The 18,837-nt window shown below is 65.5% G+C and carries 15 protein-coding genes; 6 read left to right on the top strand and 9 right to left on the bottom strand.

Annotation, left to right across the window (positions count from 1 at the left end; all coding sequences use genetic code 11):
- The first annotated feature begins 5 nt into the window (after window positions 1-5).
- The gene (gene murJ / locus U0023_RS15840; protein ID WP_009493986.1) at window positions 6-1,532 is read left to right on the top strand and encodes a murein biosynthesis integral membrane protein MurJ; all 1,527 of its coding nucleotides are present in this window, start codon (window positions 6-8) and stop codon (window positions 1,530-1,532) included.
- Here the strand turns inward: murJ and U0023_RS15835 are convergent.
- The 4 genes from U0023_RS15835 to U0023_RS15820 form a co-directional block, all read right to left on the bottom strand.
- Window positions 1,513-2,691 carry an adenylate/guanylate cyclase domain-containing protein gene (locus U0023_RS15835; protein ID WP_009493987.1) on the bottom strand — a complete coding sequence of 393 codons (1,179 nt, stop codon included), beginning with the start codon at window positions 2,689-2,691 and terminating at the stop codon, window positions 1,513-1,515. The genes murJ and U0023_RS15835 overlap by 20 nt on opposite strands.
- 54 nt (window positions 2,692-2,745) lie before the next feature.
- On the bottom strand, window positions 2,746-3,465 hold the full coding sequence (locus tag U0023_RS15830) for a DUF1194 domain-containing protein (protein ID WP_009493988.1): 720 nt from the start codon (window positions 3,463-3,465) through the stop codon (window positions 2,746-2,748).
- 214 nt (window positions 3,466-3,679) lie between these two features.
- Entirely contained in the window at window positions 3,680-5,026 is a 1,347-nt protein-coding gene (locus U0023_RS15825) for an esterase-like activity of phytase family protein (protein ID WP_009493989.1), read from the bottom strand.
- Window positions 5,027-5,136: 110 nt separating this feature from the next.
- Complete coding sequence (locus U0023_RS15820) at window positions 5,137-6,012, bottom strand: branched-chain amino acid aminotransferase (protein ID WP_040639597.1); 876 nt, start codon at window positions 6,010-6,012, stop codon at window positions 5,137-5,139.
- A 167-nt stretch (window positions 6,013-6,179) separates the two neighbouring features.
- On the opposite strand from U0023_RS15820, the gene U0023_RS15815 reads away from it, so the two are divergent.
- Window positions 6,180-6,854: a haloacid dehalogenase type II gene (locus U0023_RS15815; RefSeq protein ID WP_009493991.1), complete on the top strand. Its 675-nt coding sequence runs from the start codon at window positions 6,180-6,182 to the stop codon at window positions 6,852-6,854.
- 118 nt (window positions 6,855-6,972) lie between these two features.
- Here U0023_RS15815 and U0023_RS15810 read toward each other — a convergent pair whose 3' ends face one another.
- The 3 genes from U0023_RS15810 to U0023_RS15800 form a co-directional block, all read right to left on the bottom strand.
- Window positions 6,973-8,355 carry a M20/M25/M40 family metallo-hydrolase gene (locus U0023_RS15810; RefSeq protein ID WP_009493992.1) on the bottom strand — a complete coding sequence of 461 codons (1,383 nt, stop codon included), beginning with the start codon at window positions 8,353-8,355 and terminating at the stop codon, window positions 6,973-6,975.
- A 79-nt stretch (window positions 8,356-8,434) separates the two neighbouring features.
- Window positions 8,435-8,893: a GNAT family N-acetyltransferase gene (locus tag U0023_RS15805; RefSeq protein WP_009493993.1), complete on the bottom strand. Its 459-nt coding sequence runs from the start codon at window positions 8,891-8,893 to the stop codon at window positions 8,435-8,437.
- Between the two features lie 30 nt (window positions 8,894-8,923).
- Complete coding sequence (locus tag U0023_RS15800) at window positions 8,924-10,465, bottom strand: helicase HerA-like domain-containing protein (protein WP_009493994.1); 1,542 nt, start codon at window positions 10,463-10,465, stop codon at window positions 8,924-8,926.
- Between the two features lie 123 nt (window positions 10,466-10,588).
- Between U0023_RS15800 and U0023_RS15795 the strand changes: the two genes are divergently transcribed.
- The 4 genes from U0023_RS15795 to scpA all read left to right on the top strand — a co-directional run bounded on the left by U0023_RS15795 (window position 10,589) and on the right by scpA (window position 16,073).
- Window positions 10,589-10,969 (top strand): DUF2267 domain-containing protein, encoded by a 381-nt coding sequence (locus U0023_RS15795; RefSeq protein ID WP_009493995.1) that lies wholly within the window; start codon window positions 10,589-10,591, stop codon window positions 10,967-10,969.
- 298 nt (window positions 10,970-11,267) lie between these two features.
- Window positions 11,268-13,241 carry a methylmalonyl-CoA mutase family protein gene (locus U0023_RS15790; RefSeq protein ID WP_009493996.1) on the top strand — a complete coding sequence of 658 codons (1,974 nt, stop codon included), beginning with the start codon at window positions 11,268-11,270 and terminating at the stop codon, window positions 13,239-13,241.
- Between the two features lie 96 nt (window positions 13,242-13,337).
- Entirely contained in the window at window positions 13,338-13,706 is a 369-nt protein-coding gene (locus U0023_RS15785; RefSeq protein ID WP_009493997.1) for a hypothetical protein, read from the top strand.
- A gap of 204 nt (window positions 13,707-13,910) precedes the next feature.
- Window positions 13,911-16,073 carry a methylmalonyl-CoA mutase gene (gene scpA / locus U0023_RS15780; RefSeq protein ID WP_009493998.1) on the top strand — a complete coding sequence of 721 codons (2,163 nt, stop codon included), beginning with the start codon at window positions 13,911-13,913 and terminating at the stop codon, window positions 16,071-16,073.
- 6 nt (window positions 16,074-16,079) lie between these two features.
- On the opposite strand, the gene U0023_RS15775 is transcribed toward scpA, so the two are convergent.
- Window positions 16,080-17,669: an adenylate/guanylate cyclase domain-containing protein gene (locus U0023_RS15775; RefSeq protein WP_009493999.1), complete on the bottom strand. Its 1,590-nt coding sequence runs from the start codon at window positions 17,667-17,669 to the stop codon at window positions 16,080-16,082.
- Between the two features lie 126 nt (window positions 17,670-17,795).
- Window positions 17,796-18,770 (bottom strand): alpha/beta hydrolase, encoded by a 975-nt coding sequence (locus U0023_RS15770; RefSeq protein WP_009494000.1) that lies wholly within the window; start codon window positions 18,768-18,770, stop codon window positions 17,796-17,798.
- Window positions 18,771-18,837 lie beyond the last annotated feature (67 nt).

Genomic DNA, 18,837 nt, shown 5'->3' with positions numbered 1-18,837 from the left:
CAGCGATGTTCCGCAAGATTCTCTCCGTCGGAGGCTGGACGCTGGTCTCGCGCCTGACCGGCTTCATTCGCGACGTGGTGCTTGCGGCCGTGATGGGCGTCGGCCCCATCGCCGATGCGTTCTTCGTGGCCTTCCGCATCCCCAACCATTTCCGGGCCATCTTCGGCGAGGGCGCGTTCAACAACGCGTTCTTGCCGGCCTATGCGCAGGTTCTCGAAACGGAAGGCGAGCGATCCGCCCATTCCTTCGCAAGCCGCATCACGACCCTGATGCTGGTCGTGCAGCTCGCGCTCCTCGCCGTGGCCTTCTTCGCCATGCCCTGGGTCGTGACTCTCCTCGCACCCGGGTTTTCGGACGAGCCGGCCAAGTTCGACCTCGCGGTGGCCCTGACGCGGATCACCTTTCCCTACCTGCTCTTCATCACCATCGTGACGATCTATTCGGGCATCCTCAATGCCCATGACCGGTTCTGGGCGGCCGCGGCGGCTCCGATCCTGCTCAACGTCGCCATGATCGTGGCCCTTGCGGTCGTCTTCCTGTTCCCCAATGCCGGCTATGCGGCCGCCTGGGGCGTGACGGTTTCCGGCGCGCTGCAGCTCATCATGGTCTGGTGGGATGCCCGGAAGATCGCGTCCTCTCCCGGACTTGAGCGTCCCCGCATGGATGCTCCGATGAAGACCTTCTTCAAGGCCCTCGGGCCTGCCGTCATCGGGTCCGCCGGCGTCCAGCTCGCCATCTTCGCCGACACGATCATCGCGTCCTTCCTGCCGACCGGTGCGGTCTCCTCCCTCTATTATGCGGACCGGCTCTACCAGCTGCCCCTCGGCGTGATCGGCATCGCGGCCGGCACCGTGCTCCTGCCCGAGATGAGCCGCCGCATCGCGGCCGGCGACGAGGCGGGAGCCTATGCGGCGCAGAACCGGACCGCGGCCCTGACACTGGCGCTCGCGGCCCCGTTTCTCGTCGCCTTCATGGTCATGCCGGAGCTCATCATGTCGGCCCTGTTCCAGCGCGGCGCGTTCGATGCCGCAGCGACCGAGCGGGCCGGCGCCGTCCTGGCGGCTTACGGCCTGGGACTTCCCGCCGCGGTGCTGATCCGGTCCGCGGTGTCGAGCTTCTACGCCCGATCCGACACGGCCACGCCGCTGATCGCGTCGCTGACGGCGGTCGGCGTCAACGTCATCGTCAAGATCATGCTCATGCAGACCTACGGCGTGGTCGGCCTGGCCCTCGGCACGGCCATCGGCGTCTGGGTCAATCTGGGCCTGCTCTTCATCCTGGCCTATCGCCGCGGGTGGACGGCACCGAGCGCTGCGCTCGGCAAGACGTGCCTTGCCATCGCCGTGGCCAGCCTCCTCCTCACCGCGTTCGCCTGGTTTGCTCCCGGGCCCATTGCCGGATGGACCGTCCAGCTCCCGGCCTGGCGGAACGAGACCCTTCTTGCCCTGCTCGGCGCGATCGGTGCGCTGATCTATGGCGTCGTTCTGCTCGCCGGGCTCAAGGCGATAGGGGTCAGGCTGTCCAGACGCTGACGGACGCGAAGGTGAAGAGTTCCCGCTCTGCCGCGATGCCCCGCAGGCGGTGACGGCCCAGAGAGCGCACGGGGACGGGGCTCACCGAAGCGACGCTTTCGGACAGGATCACGGAGCAGTCGAGGCTGTTGCAGAGGGCCTCCATGCGGCTGACCTCATTGACGGCGGGCCCGATCACCGTGAAATCCAGACGCCCGGCCGCCCCGATATTGCCGTAGAACACATCGCCGCAATGGAGCGCGATGTCGAGGCTGAGCGGGGTCTCGCCGGCATGGCGCCGGTTGGTCTCGGCATTGCGCTCCAGCGCCACCTGCGCGGCCCGGATGGCCGCCGCGCAGGCCTGCTCGCGGGAGCGTTCCTCGGTGATCGGAAAGGCCGCCAGGACGCCGTCGCCCATGAACTTGAGCACCTCGCCGCCCTCCTCGGCCACGGGATCGGCCATGGCTTCGAGGTGCCTGTCCAACCGGGCGATCAGGTCCATTCCGGCCGTATCGGCCAGGGTGGTGAAGCCGCGCAGGTCAGCGAAGAGGAGCGCCGCCGTGATGGTCGTGCCGAAGCCGCGCCGGATCTCGCCGCTCAGGACACGCCGGCCGGCGGAGAGCCCCACATAGGTGTCGAGCATCGCCACCGTGAGGTCGAAGACCGTCATGCGATAGGCGGCAAGGCTCAGCAGCGGCAGAAGGGCGTCGATCCGCGCGACCTCCTCGGGCCGGAGACCTTCGGGACGGGCCGAGGAGAAGGAGATCCCGATGCCCCTCAGGCCCGGGGCGCCGGCGTTCTCGAAGCTGAAGAGGCGTGCCAGATAATCGGTCCCACCCTCGCGCCTAACATCCTCGAACGCGTCGAATTGCCGAGCCTCCGGATCGTCGACCCGCCAGTGGCAGCTCGTCTGCTCGGTCTGCATCATGTAGTTGAAGGGGCTCCGGTCGAAGGCAAGGTCATTGCGTTCATGGGAAACGCCCTCGACCATCAGTCCGGCCGAGCGGGTCCAGACATGGGTGTAGACCCGGATGGTCGGATTGACGGTCGGCAGTGCGACGTAGGCTCGCGCCAACGGCACCCCCTCGGCCTCCAGGCGCTCGGTGAAGCCCGAGAGCAGTGAACCGACATCCGATCCCCGCAGGCCCTGTTCGATGATCCAGTCTTCGAGATTCGCCATGGCGACGAGTCTAGCACTCCACCCAGGAATGTCTTCAAGCCCTGAATGCCGCCATCACCGGCTCGCGTGACGGGAGGTGCCGCCCGTTCCGGCGATCTCCGTCAGCAGCTTGCGGCGGGCGGCCACGGCAAAGGGCCGCGTCTCGTCGGCGATCTCGACGAAGGAACCGGGGCCGCCAATGACGCTCTGACCGTAATAATCCTCCAGCGCCATCCCGCCGGGCCCGCCCGGGCGGCCGCTGCCGGGGCGGCGGATCGCCAGCGCGTTGATGGTGAAGCCCTTGGCCAGCGCATCCGCCCTCGCCTGCTCCAGTGACCGGCCGTTCATGTTCGGGCCGTCGCCCGACACGTCGATGACCTTGCGCGTGCCCTCATGGACGTTGGTCTCGACGAGACGGACGGAGAAGTCGATGGCATTGGAGATGGAGTTGTAGCCATAGGCGCCTCGCGGCGCGCTCATGAGCCTGTCGGCGAACGCCTTCGCGCTCGCCTCGTCGCGGATCACGTGCCAGTCGACGATGAGCACCTGGGAGCTCGGCCCGCCCCATTCCATGAAGGCCACGGCAACGGCCCCGATGGGTCCATCCTTGATCCCGTTGAGGACATCGGCACTCGTGAGGGCCTCAGCCCAGCCCTGGCGCTGGAGACGCAGTTCCGCATCGTCGATGGAGCCCGACCCGTCGGCGGCGAAGACCAGTTCCAGGTCGACGGTTTCGGCCAAGGCCGGCGCGGTCATGAACGAGATTGCAACAAGGCCTGTCAGAACGGATCGCATCGAGGGCTCCGGCGTTGGGCGCGATGCTGGAGCCATTTAGGGCGTTCCGCAGGAGAGCGGACTTTTGGGCGATCACAAGTTTGTTGGGAGATGACGCCACCCCGTCATGGCCGGGCTCGTGCCGGCCAGCTCAATGAGGAAAAGCGCCGCACGCTTCCGATCGAGATCACCGGCACAAGGCCGGTGATGACGTGGAGTGTAGTGATGACGTGGCTCACTTCGCCTTCAGCAGGTCAGCTACGTCGAGCAGGACGAATTCGTTGTCGTCCTGCTTGGTAGGCTCGCGGCTCGAGGAGAAGGGAAGATTGTTGTCGTTGCCGACGATGATGTGGCGCTCGTCGACCACGTCCACGTTCTCGATCGTGAAGAACGGGAAAGTCAGCACATTGTCGTTGAGAGGCTTGCGGGCCTTCTTGTTCGGATCGGCGATCTGCATCAGGTCGACATAGCCGATCTTGCGGACCGGGTTGCCCACATTGGCGTCCGACAGCTCGATCTTCACGATGCGCTTGAACTTCGCGACGTCCTGGAAGCAGTCGGGACGCTTCTCGCCCTGCGGGCAGGCCTTGTCCGCCGTGCCCTCGCCGTTGTCGCGCTCGATGATGAGACCCGTAGTGCCGTCGATCATGTTGAAATCGCCGATGGCGAGGCCGTTCTGGTCGAGAACGTATTTCCAGTGACGGCCGGTCCACTTCTCGCCCGCCACATCGAATTCGAGGATGCGCAGGTATTCGCGCCCGTCGACGGCCTCCCACTGCTTCTTCTCGGCGTCCCAGACCGGGCCTTCGAGAAGCGCGTAGAGGAACTTGCCGTCCTTGGAGGCGGCCATGCCCTCATAGCCCTTGGAGCGACGGATGTTGAAATTGACGGTTCCATTGGGAGCCGCCGGCGTCGTCACGGCATAATGATCGGGCGAGCGCGCGGGCTTGCCGTCGATGATCGTCTCGAACACGGCTTCGACCTTGCCCGAGCGGTCGGCCTTGATCAGGTAGGGACCGAACTCCTCGGCGATCCAGAGCTTGTCGCCGATGGGCTGGAAGCTCTCGATGTCGAAGTCCGAGCCCGTGAGATAGCGCTTCTCGGTCGCCTCGTTGGCGATGCGGAACGGGACCTTCTTGTCCGGATCGTGCAGGAACACCGTCTCCAAGCGCTCGACCGAACCCTTGTTCCAGTCGATGCGATGGCGGTTGAGGTAGAGCATCGAATCCGGCGACGTGGCCTTGGATCCGAACCCGTTGTCGGTGATCACCCAGAAGGTCCCGTCGCCCATGGACTTGATGCCGGAATGGCCCTGGAGCGGCTGTCCCTTGAAGGGCAGCTTCACGCCGGTCGGACGGTCGCCCGAGGTGCCCTCGACGGTGCCGAGCGCGTCGATGCGCTTGCCGGTCGTGAACTTGCCGGAAACCTTCAGGTCGGCCGGCGCGTCCGCGGGAGCATCGACGAAGCTCAGAGCGGGCAGCACGGCATGTCCTGCGAGGACGGCGGGGAATTGCTGCTGCGCGAGGGCGCTTGTCCCGAGCAGCACGGTCAGCGGCAGCGCCGCGAGAAGTCGGACGGACATGGTGAAAACCTCGTTTGCTTGTTCAAGCGAGGTTGCTCTTGCAGGAGCCCCATGTCCGTCCGTTAACAGATCGGCGACAGGTCTATGACGTTAAGACAGTTTCCCTCGGGTCAGGCCGCCTTGAGGAGGCCCTTGTCATGGGCGAAGGCCCAGTAGAGCTCGCGCGCCCGGCGGTAGAACGGACCCGGCTGGAGGTCGCGGCCGTCGATGCGCAGAACCGGCATCACCTTGGAATAGTTGCCGGAGATGAAGATCTCGTCCGCATTGGCGAAATCCTCGTAGCGCAGCGTTCCCTCGACCACGGTCGTGCCGTCGTCGCGCAGGAGCTGGATCACGCGCTGACGGGTGATGCCGTTCAGGAACGTGCCGTTCGGGTATGGCGTATGGACCACGCCGCCCTTGGCCATGAACACGTTCGACGTGCCGGTCTCGGCCACGTTGCCGAGAGCATCGCAGACAAGCGCGTTGTCGAAGCCCTTCTCCTTCGCCTCGCGGAGCACGCGGGCATTGTTCGGATAGAGCGCGCCCGCCTTCGCATCGGTCGGCATGGATTCGAGCGTCGGCCGGCGGAAGCTCGACTTCATGACGGACAGGCCGCCCGGCACCGGCATCGGTGCCTCGAAGAGCGAGAGGCAGAACTGGGTCGATTCCGGATCCGGCGCGATGGTCGCCAGGCCCTCGGCCTCGCCCCAATACATGGGCTTCACGTAGAGCGCGGTCCCCGGCGCGAACTTCTTCACGCCCTCGCGGACGAGATCCATGATGGCCTGGGCGTCCATGGTGGGCTTCAGCCCGATCGTGGGTGCCGAGCGGTTGACGCGCTCGCAATGCCGGTCGAGATCCGGCGCGACGCCTTCGAACACGCGTGCGCCGTCGAACACGGAGGAGCCGAGCCAGGATACGTGGGAGCGCGGCCCGATCAGGGGCGGATTGCCCTCATGCCATGCGCCGTCGAACCAGTTCCAGGTCTGCGAATACCAAGCCACTTTCTCAATCCTTTGGGTCAGAATGACTGCCGTATCGAATCCCTTGCGGCCCCAACCGTCAATCGTCCCTTCGGCCATTGGCCCATAAAGACTTGTGATCGTTTCCATGAGTATGGCTGATCATTGCCTGTATTGCCATGGCTCGTTGGCGGTGAGACCCTGGCCTCATGTCCGCGACGATCATCCCTGCCCGTGCCGAAGCCGTCATCTTCGATGCCTACGGAACCTTGTTCGACGTTCATTCCGCCGTCGCCCGCCATATGGCCGAGATCGGTCCGGATGCGACGCGCTTCTCGGAGATCTGGCGCGCGAAGCAGCTCGAATATTCCTGGGTGCTTTCCCTCGCCGGGCGCTACGAGACATTCTGGGGCTTGACCGAGAAAGCCCTCGACCATGCCTTCGCCCGCTGTCCGGATGTCGATCCTTCGATCAGGCCGCGCCTGCTCGAGGCCTATCGCAGCCTGGACGCCTATCCGGAGGTGCGAGAGGCGTTGCGCGCATTACACAGGCAGGGCCTGCGGACGGGCATCCTGTCGAACGGCGATCCGGACATGTTGGAAGCCGCCGTCGAATCCGCAGGCCTTGCCGATGACCTCGACGTGGTCCTGTCGGTCGATGCCGCGCAGGTGTTCAAGACGAGCCCACGCGCCTACGAGCTTGTTCTCCGGGCGCTGCCGCTCAAGGCCCACGAAGTCGTCTTCGTCTCCTCGAACCGCTGGGACATCGCGGGAGCCGCCGCCTTCGGCTTCACGCCCGTCTGGGTGAACCGGCTCGGATTGCCGGACGAGTATGCGGACCTGGCCCCGAGCGCGGTGATCGGATCGCTGAGCGAACTCCGTTAGAGTACCGTCATGGTCGGCCTTGTCCCGACCATCCACGTCTTGTCTGCAATCCTTTTAAACGTGGATGCCCGGCACGAGGCCGGGCATGACGTGGTGTATCTTCGAGGATCGAAGCCGATTACTTCGCCAGGGCCGCCAGGATTCGCGCCCAGGAGCGGGTGCCTTTGTGGAAGCTCTTGAGGTCGTACTTCTCGTTCGGCGAATGGATGCGGTCGTCGTCGAGGCCGAAGCCGACGAAGAGGGTGTCGAGGCCGAGCGTGCGCTTGAAGTCGCCGCCGACCGGGATCGAACCGCCCATGCCGATGACGATGGGATCCTTCTTCCACTCGTCGTGCAGGGCCGATTTCGCCGCCGTGATCGCAGGGAAATCGTGCGGGAGCGCCAGGGCGCGGGAGCCCTTGTGCTTGATGAACTCCACGGAGCAATCCGCCGGGATGCGCTCGCGCACGAAGGCCTGGAAGTTCGCCGAGATCTTCTCCGGATCCTGGTCGCCCACGAGCCGGAAGGAAATCTTGCAGCGCGCCTCGGCGGCGATCACGGTCTTGGTGCCCTCGCCCGTATAGCCGCCGATGATGCCGTTCACATCGCAGGTGGGACGCGACTGGATCTGCTCGATGAGCATGCGGCCCTTCTCGCCGGCGGAATGCTTCAGGCCGACCTGGCCGAGGAACTCCTCCTCGGTGAGATTGAGACCCTTCCACTGCTCCAGAAGCTGCGTCGGCGTTTCCGGCACGCCCTCGTAGAAATCCGGAATCGTGATGCGGCCATTGTCGTCGTGGATGGCCGCGATGATCTTCGACAGCACGTGGATCGGATTGCGCGCGGCGCCGCCGAAGGAGCCGGAATGCAGGTCGCGGTCCGCGCAGCGCACGATCACTTCCTCGTAGACCATGCCGCGGAGGGAAGACGTGATGGCGGGGGTGTCCTGATCCCACATGCCGGTATCGCAGACGAGGGCCACGTCGGCCTTCAGCTCGGCCTTGTTGGCCTCGATGAATTCGGGCAGGAACTTGGAGCCGTCCTCTTCCGCGCCCTCGACGAGGAACGTGATGTTGATCGGCAGCGAACCCGTCACGGCCTTCCAGGCACGGCAGGCCTCGACGAAGGTCAGCACCTGCCCCTTGTCGTCGGAGGATCCGCGGGCGCTGATCGCCTTGCGCCCATCCGGCAGCGTGATGATGCGCGGTTCGAAGGGCGGCCGTTCCCACAGCTCCAGCGGATCGACCGGCTGAACGTCGTAATGGCCGTAGAAGAGCACGTGCAGCCTCGCGTCGCCGCCGGCATGTCCGAGCACCACCGGATGCCCGCCGGTTTCGCGCAAGGACGCCTCGACGCCGATGCCCTTCAGCTCGTCCACCAGCCATTGCCCGGCGGTGCGGCAGTGATCCTTGTAGGCCGGGTCGGTGGAGATGGAGGGAACCTTCAACCACTGGAACAGCCGCTCCAGGGAGGCGTCGAGATCGGAATCGATTTTGGAGAGAACTTGGTCGAGCTGGGACATTGGGAACATCTGCCTTGTGAAAGGATCGTCCCAAGACGTACCCTCATCGCACAGGTCATCGCAAGTATGAGGTTTTGCCTCAGGGCGCGGAGCTCAGCAGCTTGGTCATGTAGACGCGCCGGAAACCCTTGTCTTCGGCGCGATGTGTCTCCACGAATCCCAGGCGCTCATAGAGGCGGATGTTCTCGCTCATGGCCTCGTTCGTGTAGAGCCGGATCGCTTTGAACCCACGCTCGCGCGCATACCTTTCCGCAAACGCGATCAGCGCACGCCCGTAGCCGTGTCCGTGCCGGTCCGGATGGACGGCCACATTGTCGAGAAGCATGGCGCCGTCGTCAGGCATGAGAACGAGGATTCCAGCCACCTCGCTCTCGGCGACGAGCACATGGACGCAACCCTTCGTGACGAGTGCGGCATAGTCGTCCAGCATCGGCCCGGGCCTTTGCCCGATGCGCGGGATGTACGGCGCATAGGCGGCCTGGACGATCGCCGCGATGGCGGCAAGATCGTCGAGCCGTGCGAGGCGGATATTCTGCATCGTCGATCCTGGGCGAGGTCGCGGCCGGCGCTACCGCTTCAACAGCCCGCCCAGGGTTCCGCGCACGATGGCGCGACCGATGGAGCTGCCCTGGCGGCCGCCGATGGACTTGCCGATCTCGGCTGCGAGGCTTCCCACCGTCTGGTTGACGACCGTGCGCGTGACCTCGCGGGTCACACGCTGCGTGACGGTCATCGAACCCTTGCGCTGCGGACCGCTGGTACCGAAAAGGCCGCCGAGCATGTCCAGAATACCCCCTCCTCCTTCCGCCGCCTTGGCATCGGCAGCGGCCTTCTCGGCCCGCTTGGCGAGCATCTCGTAGGCGGATTCCGGATCGATCGGCTGATCGTATTTTCCCTTCAGGGGGCTCGAGGCGACGATCTGCTGGCGTTCCGTCAGATCGATCGGCCCGACCTGCGCCATCGGCGGCGCGATCAGTGTGCGCTCCACCATGGACGGAACGCCCTTTCCTTCGAGGGTCGACACCAGAGCCTCGCCGACGCCGAGTTCGGTGATGGCCTTCTCCGTGTCGAAGGCAGGGTTCTGGCGGAAGGTCTGCGCCGCCACGCGCACCGCCTTCTGCTCGCGCGGCGTATAGGCGCGCAGGGCATGCTGCACCCGGTTGCCGAGCTGCGCCAACACGCTCTCCGGCACGTCGACCGGGTTCTGGGTGATGAAATAGACGCCGACCCCTTTCGAGCGGATCAGCCGCACGACCCGTTCCACCGTCTCGACGAGCACCTTCGGGGCATCGCTGAAGAGAAGATGCGCCTCGTCGAAGAAGAAGACGAGCTTGGGCTGGTCGAGATCGCCCACCTCCGGCAGCTCCTCGAACAACTCCGACATCAACCAGAGAAGGAACGTGGCGTAGAGGCGCGGATTGCTCATGAGCTTGTCGGCCGCCAGGATGTTGACGACGCCGCGCCCGTCGCGATCCGTGCGCATCAGGTCCTTGATGTCGAGGGCCGGCTCGCCGAGAAACTCGTCGCCCTGCTGATTCTCCAGCACGAGGAGCTGGCGCAGGATCGTCCCGATGGTGGCCTTCGACACATTGCCGTAGGTGGTGGTGAGCTCGCCCGCATTGTCGGAGATGAGCTGCAGCAGGGCGCGCAGATCCTTCAGGTCGAGCAGCAGCAATCCCTGCTCGTCGGCGATCCGGAACGCGATGTTGAGCACGCCCTCCTGGGTATCGTTGAGATCGAGGAGGCGCGAGAGGAGCAGAGGCCCCATCTCGGAGATCGTGGCCCGCACCCGGTGGCCCTGCTCGCCGAACAGGTCCCAGAACACCACCGGGAACTTGTCCGGCACGTACTCGATCCCGATTTCCTTGGCGCGCTTGACCAGAGGGTCCTTGCCGTTGCCCGGAGCGGCCATGCCGGAGAGATCGCCCTTGATGTCGGCGGCGAAGACAGGGACGCCGGCATTGGAGAATCCCTCCGCCAGCACCTGCAGCGAGACGGTCTTGCCCGTGCCCGTGGCACCGGTCACCAGGCCATGACGGTTGGCAAGCCTCAGATCGAGGTATTCCGGCTTGGTGCTTTTACCGATGAAGATCTTTCCGTCTTCGAGCATCACGTCTCTCCCAACTCGCTGGAAGGATCTTAGATGTCCCGTGGCGAGTTTCCACTGTCGGGTTTCTTGATTTAATAGTTTACCTATGAACTATCCGCTTTATCCAAGCTTCAGGAGAATCAGATGGAAGAGCTCATCGCCCGCATCACGCAGAAGACCGGCCTCGATCAGGCGACCGCCCACAAGGCCATCGGCCTCATTCTGGGCTATCTCCAGAAGGAGGGTCCGCAGGACGAGGTCAACAAGTTGATCGAAGCCCTTCCGGGAGCCCAGGACGCCATCGAGCAGTCGAAGACCGGCGGCAGCGGCGGCCTCATGGGCATGGTGGGATCCATGGGCGGCGGCGTGATGGCGCTGGGCGGCCAGCTCATGGGCATCGGCGTCTCCATGGGCCAGATGCAGCCGCTCGGCAAGGAACTCTTCGCCTATGGCCGCGAAAAGGCCGGCGAGGACGCAATGGGCACCATCATGGGCTCGATCCCCGGCCTGTCGCAGTTCGTCTGAACCGCTTTCCGTCACGCCCTCCCCGGACTTGATCCGGGGATCGGTGCCGGCGCATCCCGATGCGAGGAGGCTCGGCGCCTCCATCCATCGGATCGCCGGCCATGACGTCGAGGATGTCAGCCCCGGCCCTGACAGGCCGATCCGTCGAAGCGGTCGGCGCGCCACTGCCCCAGGATGAGGGCGGAGCGTTGGCAAAGGCCATCCCCGGGCAATCCCGCCCTTTGGGGCATTCCCACCCTCGCCCCATCCCGGTATTGTCCGGCGCAACCGATGAGCCCTCCTTCGGACGAGGACACCCATGGACGATCTCTCTCTCGCGGCCGATTTTCCGCAGGCCACCCGCGAGCAATGGCTGAAGCGGGTCGAGGGCGTGCTGAAGGGCGCGGATTTCCGGAAGAAGCTCGTCGCCCGCAGCCATGACGGCATCGACATCCAGCCGCTCTATCCCAAGGCGGAAGGATCCGCCCCCGTCGCGCGCGAGCAGGCGGGACGCTGGCGCGTGTCTCAGCGCATGGATCATCCCGAACCCGAGAGGGCCAACGAACTCGCCCTCCTCGACCTCGAAGGCGGCGCAGATGCCCTGACGCTGGTGGCCCACAAGGCTCCGGCCGCGCGCGGCTTCGGCGTGCAGATCGGCTCCCTCGACGATCTCGACCGGGCGCTGTCCGGCGTCATGCTGGACCTCATTCACCTGCGCGTCGATGCGGGCGGGCACGGCCGCCAGATGGCGGCCCTGGTCCTCGCCCTGGCCAAGCGGCGCGGGCACAAGCTCTCCGATCTCTCAATCGATCTCGGCCTCGATCCCGTCGGGGCCATGGCCGCTCAAGGGAAGATGTCCGCCTCCTGGGACACCATGGCCGGACGGATGGGGGACACGCTCGGTCACCTGACGGAACAAGGTTTTGCCGGCCGTGTCTTCCTGGCCGACGGACGCGTTTATCACGAAGCCGGGGCCAGCGAGGCACAGGAACTCGCCGCCGTGCTGGCGACGGCAGTCGGGTACCTGCGCGCCCTGGAGACGCAGGGGCATTCACCCGACGCCGCCCGGCGGGCGCTGTCCTTCCTCCTCGTGGCCGATGCGGAGGAGTTCCTCACCGTGGCGAAGCTGCGGGCCCTGAGACGCCTCTGGGCGCGGGTGGAGCAGGCCTGCGGCCTGGACCCGCGACCGATCCGCCTCCATGCGGAAACGGCTTGGCGCATGACCACAAGGCGCGACCCTTGGGTGAACATGCTGCGCATCACGGTGGCGGCCTTCTCGGCCGGGATCGGCGGCGCGGATGCGGTCACGGTGCTGCCCTTCACGGCAGCGCTGGGCCTGCCCGATGCCTTCGCCCGCCGAGTCGCCCGCAACACGCAGCTCATCCTGCTCGACGAATCGAACCTCTCCCGTGTCGCCGATCCGGCCGCGGGCGCGGGCGGGTTCGAGGCGCTCACCGACGCCCTCTGCGACAAGGCCTGGGAGCTGTTCCAGGAGATCGAGCGCGAGGGCGGCATCCTGGAAAGCCTCAAGGCCGATGGGATTCAGTCCCGCATTGCTGCCGTGCGCGCGCAGCGGGAGAAGGCCGTCGCCACCCGACGGGAGCCGATCACCGGGACGAGCGAATTCCCGAACATCCATGAGGCGGATGTGGCCGTGCTGATACCGGCATCGGACGCATCCTCCTCTCCCAGGGCTGAGGAGAAAGCAGGAGGAGACCAAATCGCGCCTGCGGAGACCTCCTTCTCGGCCCTTGTGCGGATGGCCGGACAGGGAGCGACCCTTCCTCAACTGGTCGGCACGGCCTCGGGTGCGGCGCCCGTCGCCATTGCGCCCCTGCCCTCGACCCGGGCCGCCGAGCCCTTCGAGCGCCTGCGCGACCGGGCTGATGCGCATCTCGCGACGACCGGGGAGCGGCCCCGGATCTTCCTCGCCAATCTCGGGCCGATCGCGGCGTTCACGGGGCGCGCCACCTTCGCGAAGAACTTCTTCGAGGCCGCCGGTATCGAAGCGGTCACGAACGATGGATTTTCGGACAATGACGCGCTCCGCCAGGCCTATCTGGACAGCAAAGCCAGACTGGCCTGCATCTGCTCGACCGACGAGATCTATGAACAGCATGCCGAGCAGGCTGCCCGGGCTCTCGGCGCCGCAGGATGCCCTCTCATCGCCCTCGCGGGACGGCCGGGCGAACGGGAGGAGCCGCTGATCCGCGCCGGGATCGGCATGTTCATCTATGCCGGGTGCGACACGCTGACGATCCTGAGCCGGGCTCTCGACGAGGCCTGCGCGTAAGCCCTCGACGCTCACGGAAAGCTGAGGCGCCGCACCGGAACCGGCCTCGGGACCTCACGTTGGTTCAGCCTGTTTGCCGCTATTCCGGAGCGTTCCATGCGCGTGATTTCCTGGCTCGGTGCAGCAGTCGTGACGGCCATCTGCCTGTCTTCCCAGGCCCATGCCCAGACTAACCGTTTCGATGGCCGGTGGAGTGTGGAGGTCGTGACGGAGAAGGGCTCCTGCGACCGGGCCTACCGTTACGCGGTCATCGTCGAGAACGGCCGGGCCCGTTACGGCGGGCCGGAGAATTTCAACATCAATGGCCAAGTCGGCCGCAACGGCGCCGTCTCCGCCAGCATCTCCCGCGGCCAGGACCGGGCGAATGTTTCCGGGGGCCTGTCCGGCAACACCGGTCGCGGCACGTGGTCGACCTCAGGCGGACGGGTCTGCTCGGGCTATTGGAACGCGGAGAAGCGGGGATGACGAGCCCCCTCAGTGTCATTCCCGGAAGGACGCGAAGCGGAGGGGAAGGGAATCCATGGCTCAACACTTGATCGTGGATCCCCTCCCCGCACTGCGTGCGCCAGGGATGACATAGGGAGCTCCTCCTCAGACCATGCGCCGATAGCATCCCGTGGCCGGATGCCCTAAAATGAGGCGGTTCACATTGTTTCATCCGTCAAGGCCATGACCAGCATCCCGGACTTTTCGAGCCTCGCCTTCGCCGATGCGCCCCTGGCATTCTCCTCTCAGGGGAGCGCCGAGCCCTGGCTGACGCCGGAGGGCATTGCCGTCAGGGGAGCCTACGGCCCCGAGGATCGCGCCAGTCTCGATTTCCTCGACACCTGGCCGGGCATCGCGCCGTTCCTGCGCGGCCCCTACCCGACCATGTACGTGAACCAGCCCTGGACCGTGCGCCAATATGCGGGCTTCTCCACGGCCGAGGACTCGAACGCCTTCTACCGCCGCAACCTCGCGGCTGGCCAAAAGGGCCTGTCGGTCGCCTTCGATCTCGCCACCCATCGCGGCTACGATTCCGACCATCCGCGCGTCTCGGGCGACGTGGGCATGGCGGGTGTCGCCATCGATTCCATCTACGACATGCGCACGCTCTTCGCGGGCATCCCGCTCGACCAGATGAGCGTGTCGATGACCATGAACGGCGCGGTGCTGCCGATCCTCGCTCTCTACATCGTGGCGGCCGAGGAACAGGGCGTGCCGCCGGAGAAGCTCTCCGGCACGATCCAGAACGACATCCTGAAAGAGTTCATGGTGCGCAACACCTACATCTACCCGCCGAAAGGGTCGATGCGCATCATCTCGGACATCTTCGGCTATACCTCGCAGCACATGCCGAGGTTCAACTCGATCTCGATCTCCGGCTACCACATGCAGGAGGCCGGTGCGACGCAGGACCTGGAGCTCGCCTATACGCTTGCCGACGGCGTCGAGTACATCCGCGCCGGCATCGCGGCGGGTCTGACCATCGACCAGTTCGCCCCGCGCCTGTCCTTCTTCTGGGCGGTGGGCATGAACTTCTTCATGGAAGTCGCCAAGATGCGCGCGGCGCGCCTCCTCTGGGCGAAGCTCGTGAAGGGCTTCAACCCGCAGAGCGAGAAGTCCTTGGCCCTGCGCACGCACTCGCAGACATCCGGCTGGTCGCTCACCGCGCAGGACGTGTTCAACAACGTCACCCGCACCTGCATCGAAGCCATGGCGGCCACGCAAGGGCACACGCAGTCGCTGCACACCAACGCGCTCGACGAGGCGCTGGCGCTGCCGACCGACTTCTCGGCACGCATCGCGCGCAACACGCAGCTATTCCTGCAGCAGGAGAGCGGCACCACGCGCATCATCGACCCGTGGGGCGGCTCCTACTACGTCGAGCGCCTCACCTACGAGCTGGCGCAGAAGGCCTGGGAGCACATTCAGGAGGTGGAAAGCCTGGGCGGCATGGCGAAGGCCATCGAGGCCGGCATCCCGAAGCTGAAGATCGAGGAAGCGGCGGCCCGCACGCAGGCGCGCATCGATTCCGGCCACCAGAAGATCATCGGCGTGAACGCCTTCCGCACCACGGACGAAGCCGCCATCGACATCCTGAAGGTGGACAACGCCGCCGTGCGCGCAAGCCAGATCGAGAAGCTCGAGCGCCTGAAGGCGGAGCGCAAGCAGGCCGACGTGGATGCGGCGCTCTCCGCCCTGTCGCAGGCGGCGGCCGGCGAAGGCAACCTGCTCGATCTCGCGGTGAAAGCCGCCCGCGCCAAGGCGACGGTCGGCGAGATTTCCGATGCGCTGGAGAAGGTCTGGGGCCGTCACCGGGCCGAGATCAAGGCGATCTCGGGCGTGTACAAACGGGAGGTCGGCATGGCGTCGCCAGCCGTGGAGAAGGTCCGCACCCTGGTCGAGCAGTTCGAGCACGACGACGGCCGCCGTCCGCGCATCCTCGTCGCCAAGATGGGACAGGACGGGCACGACCGCGGCCAGAAGGTGATCGCCTCGGCCTTCGCCGATCTCGGCTTCGACGTGGATATCGGCCCCCTCTTCGCGACGCCGGCGGAAGCGGCCCGCCAGGCCATCGAGAACGACGTACACATCATCGGCGTGTCGTCGCTGGCGGCCGGCCACCTGACCCTGGTGCCGGAGCTGAAGGCCGAACTCGCCAAGTTCGGCCGCGACGACATCATGATCGTGGTCGGCGGCGTGATCCCGCCGCAGGATTTCGACGCGCTCTACGCAGCCGGCGCCTCGGCGATCTTCCCGCCGGGAACCGTGATCGCCGACGCGGCCGTGAACCTGATCGACGATCTCAACCGCAGGCTCGGTTACGGGCCGAAGCAGGCGGCGGAGTAAACCTCCTCAACTCGCCTTCGCTGCCGGACGGGACATCTCCAAGGCCGCCAAGGCTTCGGAAAGCCGCTTCCTGGCCTGGTCGATCTCGCCGTGCTTGAGCGCGTCGAGATCGAGGAACAGGTCGAGCCCCGTCACGTGCTCGACGATGACCTGAGGCCTTTGCGCGAGTTCGCCCAGGAAACCTTCGACCGCATAGGGCACCACCTCGCGCTTGATGCCCTTCATGGCGATGGATTCGAGGGGTCGCGCCCGCACCAGGTCGCGCACGAGGGCGTAGGTTTCATAGCTCAGGCAGATGCCGCCGGGCTCCGCGACGGTCTGCAGGCGGGCCGCGATATTCGCTTCGGCTCCGATGATCGTGTAAGCCATCCGGTCCTCGCTGCCGAAATTGCCCACATTGCAGAAGCCCGTGTTGATGCCCATGCGCACGCGCATCGGCAGATCGATTCCCTGCTTGCGCCAGCGGGCGTTCAGCTGCTCCATGTATTGCTGCATATCGACGGCCATGCGCAGGCAGGCTCGCGCATCCTCCTTGACGCCCTTCGTTTCGGGATCGCCGAAGAAAATCAGGATCGCATCGCCGACGAACTTGTCGATGGTCGCCCCGTGCCGGAGGGCGATGGAGGACATCTCGGTAAAGTACTCGTTCAGGAGCTGTGTCAGATCCTCCGGCTGCAGCCGCTCCGCGATGGTGGTGAAGTCCTTGATGTCCGAAAAGAAGATCGTGAGCTTCTTGCGCTCGGTGGCGATGGCGACATCCTTCTGGCCACTGAAGATGCTCCGGTAGATCTGAGGTGACAGGTATTTTGCGAGCTTCGTCGAGATCCCGGCAAGAAAATCGTTCGCCTCGGTCAGCTCCTGATTCATGCCGCGGATCAGCCTCTCCTGTCGGCGCTGCAGGAAGATGCAGGCGAGCCCGGCCAATGAGGCCGCCGCGAGATAAATCAGCGAATACTTGAACGAGAAAATATTCGCGAAAATCGGCTGACGCACCGAGATTTCCTGGATGCCGCGGACGTCGCCGACCTTCCAATCGGTCTTGGGGCTGTCGGGATGCGCATTGTGGCAGCTCACGCAGACCGGACCCATCACGATCGGCGCGGCGGTTCGGACATTCTTGGCGAAGAGTGAACCGGAGACTTCCACCACGGGCTGTTCAGGATTGGCGCGCAGGCGGGAAAGGGCGTCCTTCTCGAAATCATCCAGCGGGTGGGGTTCCCGGCCCTTGAAGGGCATGTCGGAGACGAAGCGGTATTTCACCGAGCCATCCTGCGCGCTGATGCGCTTTCCGAGTTCGATCGAGAGAGTCGCGGGGATCGGAATGGCCCCGGATATGTCGCGATAATTGTGAGTGACCATCACCGGCTCGGACGCCTCGAGAACACGCCCGACCACGTCGCTGCCGTAAAAGCTTCGCATGTCGTCGATGATGCGGCTGGCTTCGCTTGCCTGCATCCGCAGGACGCGCTCCGACAGGATCTGCAGGTCGAGCCAGACGGCGACGGGCAGGCCCAGAACGCCCAAGATTAACGTTGCGACCAGCAGCGTGACCATCGCGCGCTGCTGATAGGAAGCCCGTTCACCCAGTCCAGCCATAGGAAGCCTCACTGTCGAACTTATGCCGTGAGGACGATCATTTGCCTTTGTCGGCGGGCGTGCAACCCCTAATTCATGAGCGCCGCCGGGCTCTCGCCCGTCGGGGACGATGTCCGCTCGTGCGGATCACCCTGCCCGCTCGATGGCCCGCTTGATCACCTGCTGCACTTCCTTGTTCGTCAGGAAGATGTCGTGGTTGATGATGCCGCTTCCGAACTCCGAAGCGTCCGCGACACGCACGCCGAGCGCTTCCAGCCGGTCGCGATCCGCCGCTCCGGCCCGGACGATGCCGCCGGCGAGACGACTCGAGACGGCGAGCGCCCGGTCGTTGGTGGAGCTGATGACGGTGATCTTCTTGGCGTCGGGGCCGAGACGTTCCAGCCCCCGGGCGAACAGGTCGATGTCGATGTCGGGCGCCGCCAGCACCACGGCGCCGATGCGATCCATGGCGCTCTCGCCGCCGGAGGCCCGCAGCATCCGCAGGGTCTCCAGGGTAAGCAGCGTGCCCATGCTGTGGGCGACGATGTGGATGCGTCCGCCGCTCGGGGTCTTGGCGATGGCGGTGAGCAGGTCCTCCAGGGCATCGCGGGACCACATGGCGCTTTCGCGGTCGGCCACGTAGCTGAAGGTGGACGCGGCCGAGGGCCAGGTGAACAGGCCCGTCACCCCGGCGAACTTGATCCCCTCGGAGAGATCGATGGTCGAGGTCGCGGCCGTCTCGAAGCTCTCGCGATAGCCGTGGATATAGAGCAGCAGATTGTGCCCGAATGCCGCCTGGGCGAAGGTCTGGGCCGCATTGCCGTGATCCAGGTTCTCGACCTTGGCGATGCTCCAGCCGCTCTGACCGATGAGCGAGCCGGACGGCGGCGTCAGGCGCGCCTCCGCGAAGACCAGATCCGGCGACCGCTCGCTGCTGAACCAGGGCTTCTTCGGTGGGTCGCCCACCGGGAGCCGCGTGGTCGCGACCAGGAGCTTCGGATCCCGCGCGAGCCCGACCTGGGACGAGATCGGGCTGGTGAGCGCCGTGTCCTCTCCGAGGCAGCCGGACAGGGCGAGGCTTGCAAGGCATACGAGGGCGAGGCGGGAGACGGGAAAAAGCATGAGGCCGGATTTCAAGAGACAATGAGGGCAGTGCTGTTTTGTCCCCGATCATGGCGCGCACAAGGCG

Origin of the sequence: Microvirga lotononidis (assembly GCF_034627025.1) — a bacterium.
GTDB lineage: Bacteria > Pseudomonadota > Alphaproteobacteria > Rhizobiales > Beijerinckiaceae > Microvirga > Microvirga lotononidis.
The sequence above is the reverse complement of the archived record's forward strand: the minus strand, read 5'-3'. Positions and strand labels throughout refer to the sequence as shown.

Bases quoted from the DNA above. Each gene is read 5' to 3' on its own strand.
- murJ (WP_009493986.1), top strand. From the start codon at position 6: ATGTTCCGCAAGATTCTCTCCGTCGGAGGCTGGACGCTGGTCTCGCGC.
- U0023_RS15835 (WP_009493987.1), bottom strand. From the start codon at position 2,691: ATGGCGAATCTCGAAGACTGGATCATCGAACAGGGCCTGCGGGGATCG.
- U0023_RS15830 (WP_009493988.1), bottom strand. From the start codon at position 3,465: ATGCGATCCGTTCTGACAGGCCTTGTTGCAATCTCGTTCATGACCGCG.
- U0023_RS15825 (WP_009493989.1), bottom strand. From the start codon at position 5,026: ATGTCCGTCCGACTTCTCGCGGCGCTGCCGCTGACCGTGCTGCTCGGG.
- U0023_RS15815 (WP_009493991.1), top strand. From the start codon at position 6,180: ATGTCCGCGACGATCATCCCTGCCCGTGCCGAAGCCGTCATCTTCGAT.
- U0023_RS15810 (WP_009493992.1), bottom strand. From the start codon at position 8,355: ATGTCCCAGCTCGACCAAGTTCTCTCCAAAATCGATTCCGATCTCGAC.
- U0023_RS15805 (WP_009493993.1), bottom strand. From the start codon at position 8,893: ATGCAGAATATCCGCCTCGCACGGCTCGACGATCTTGCCGCCATCGCG.
- U0023_RS15800 (WP_009493994.1), bottom strand. From the start codon at position 10,465: ATGCTCGAAGACGGAAAGATCTTCATCGGTAAAAGCACCAAGCCGGAA.
- U0023_RS15795 (WP_009493995.1), top strand. From the start codon at position 10,589: ATGGAAGAGCTCATCGCCCGCATCACGCAGAAGACCGGCCTCGATCAG.
- U0023_RS15790 (WP_009493996.1), top strand. From the start codon at position 11,268: ATGGACGATCTCTCTCTCGCGGCCGATTTTCCGCAGGCCACCCGCGAG.
- U0023_RS15785 (WP_009493997.1), top strand. From the start codon at position 13,338: ATGCGCGTGATTTCCTGGCTCGGTGCAGCAGTCGTGACGGCCATCTGC.
- scpA (WP_009493998.1), top strand. From the start codon at position 13,911: ATGACCAGCATCCCGGACTTTTCGAGCCTCGCCTTCGCCGATGCGCCC.
- U0023_RS15775 (WP_009493999.1), bottom strand. From the start codon at position 17,669: ATGGCTGGACTGGGTGAACGGGCTTCCTATCAGCAGCGCGCGATGGTC.
- U0023_RS15770 (WP_009494000.1), bottom strand. From the start codon at position 18,770: ATGCTTTTTCCCGTCTCCCGCCTCGCCCTCGTATGCCTTGCAAGCCTC.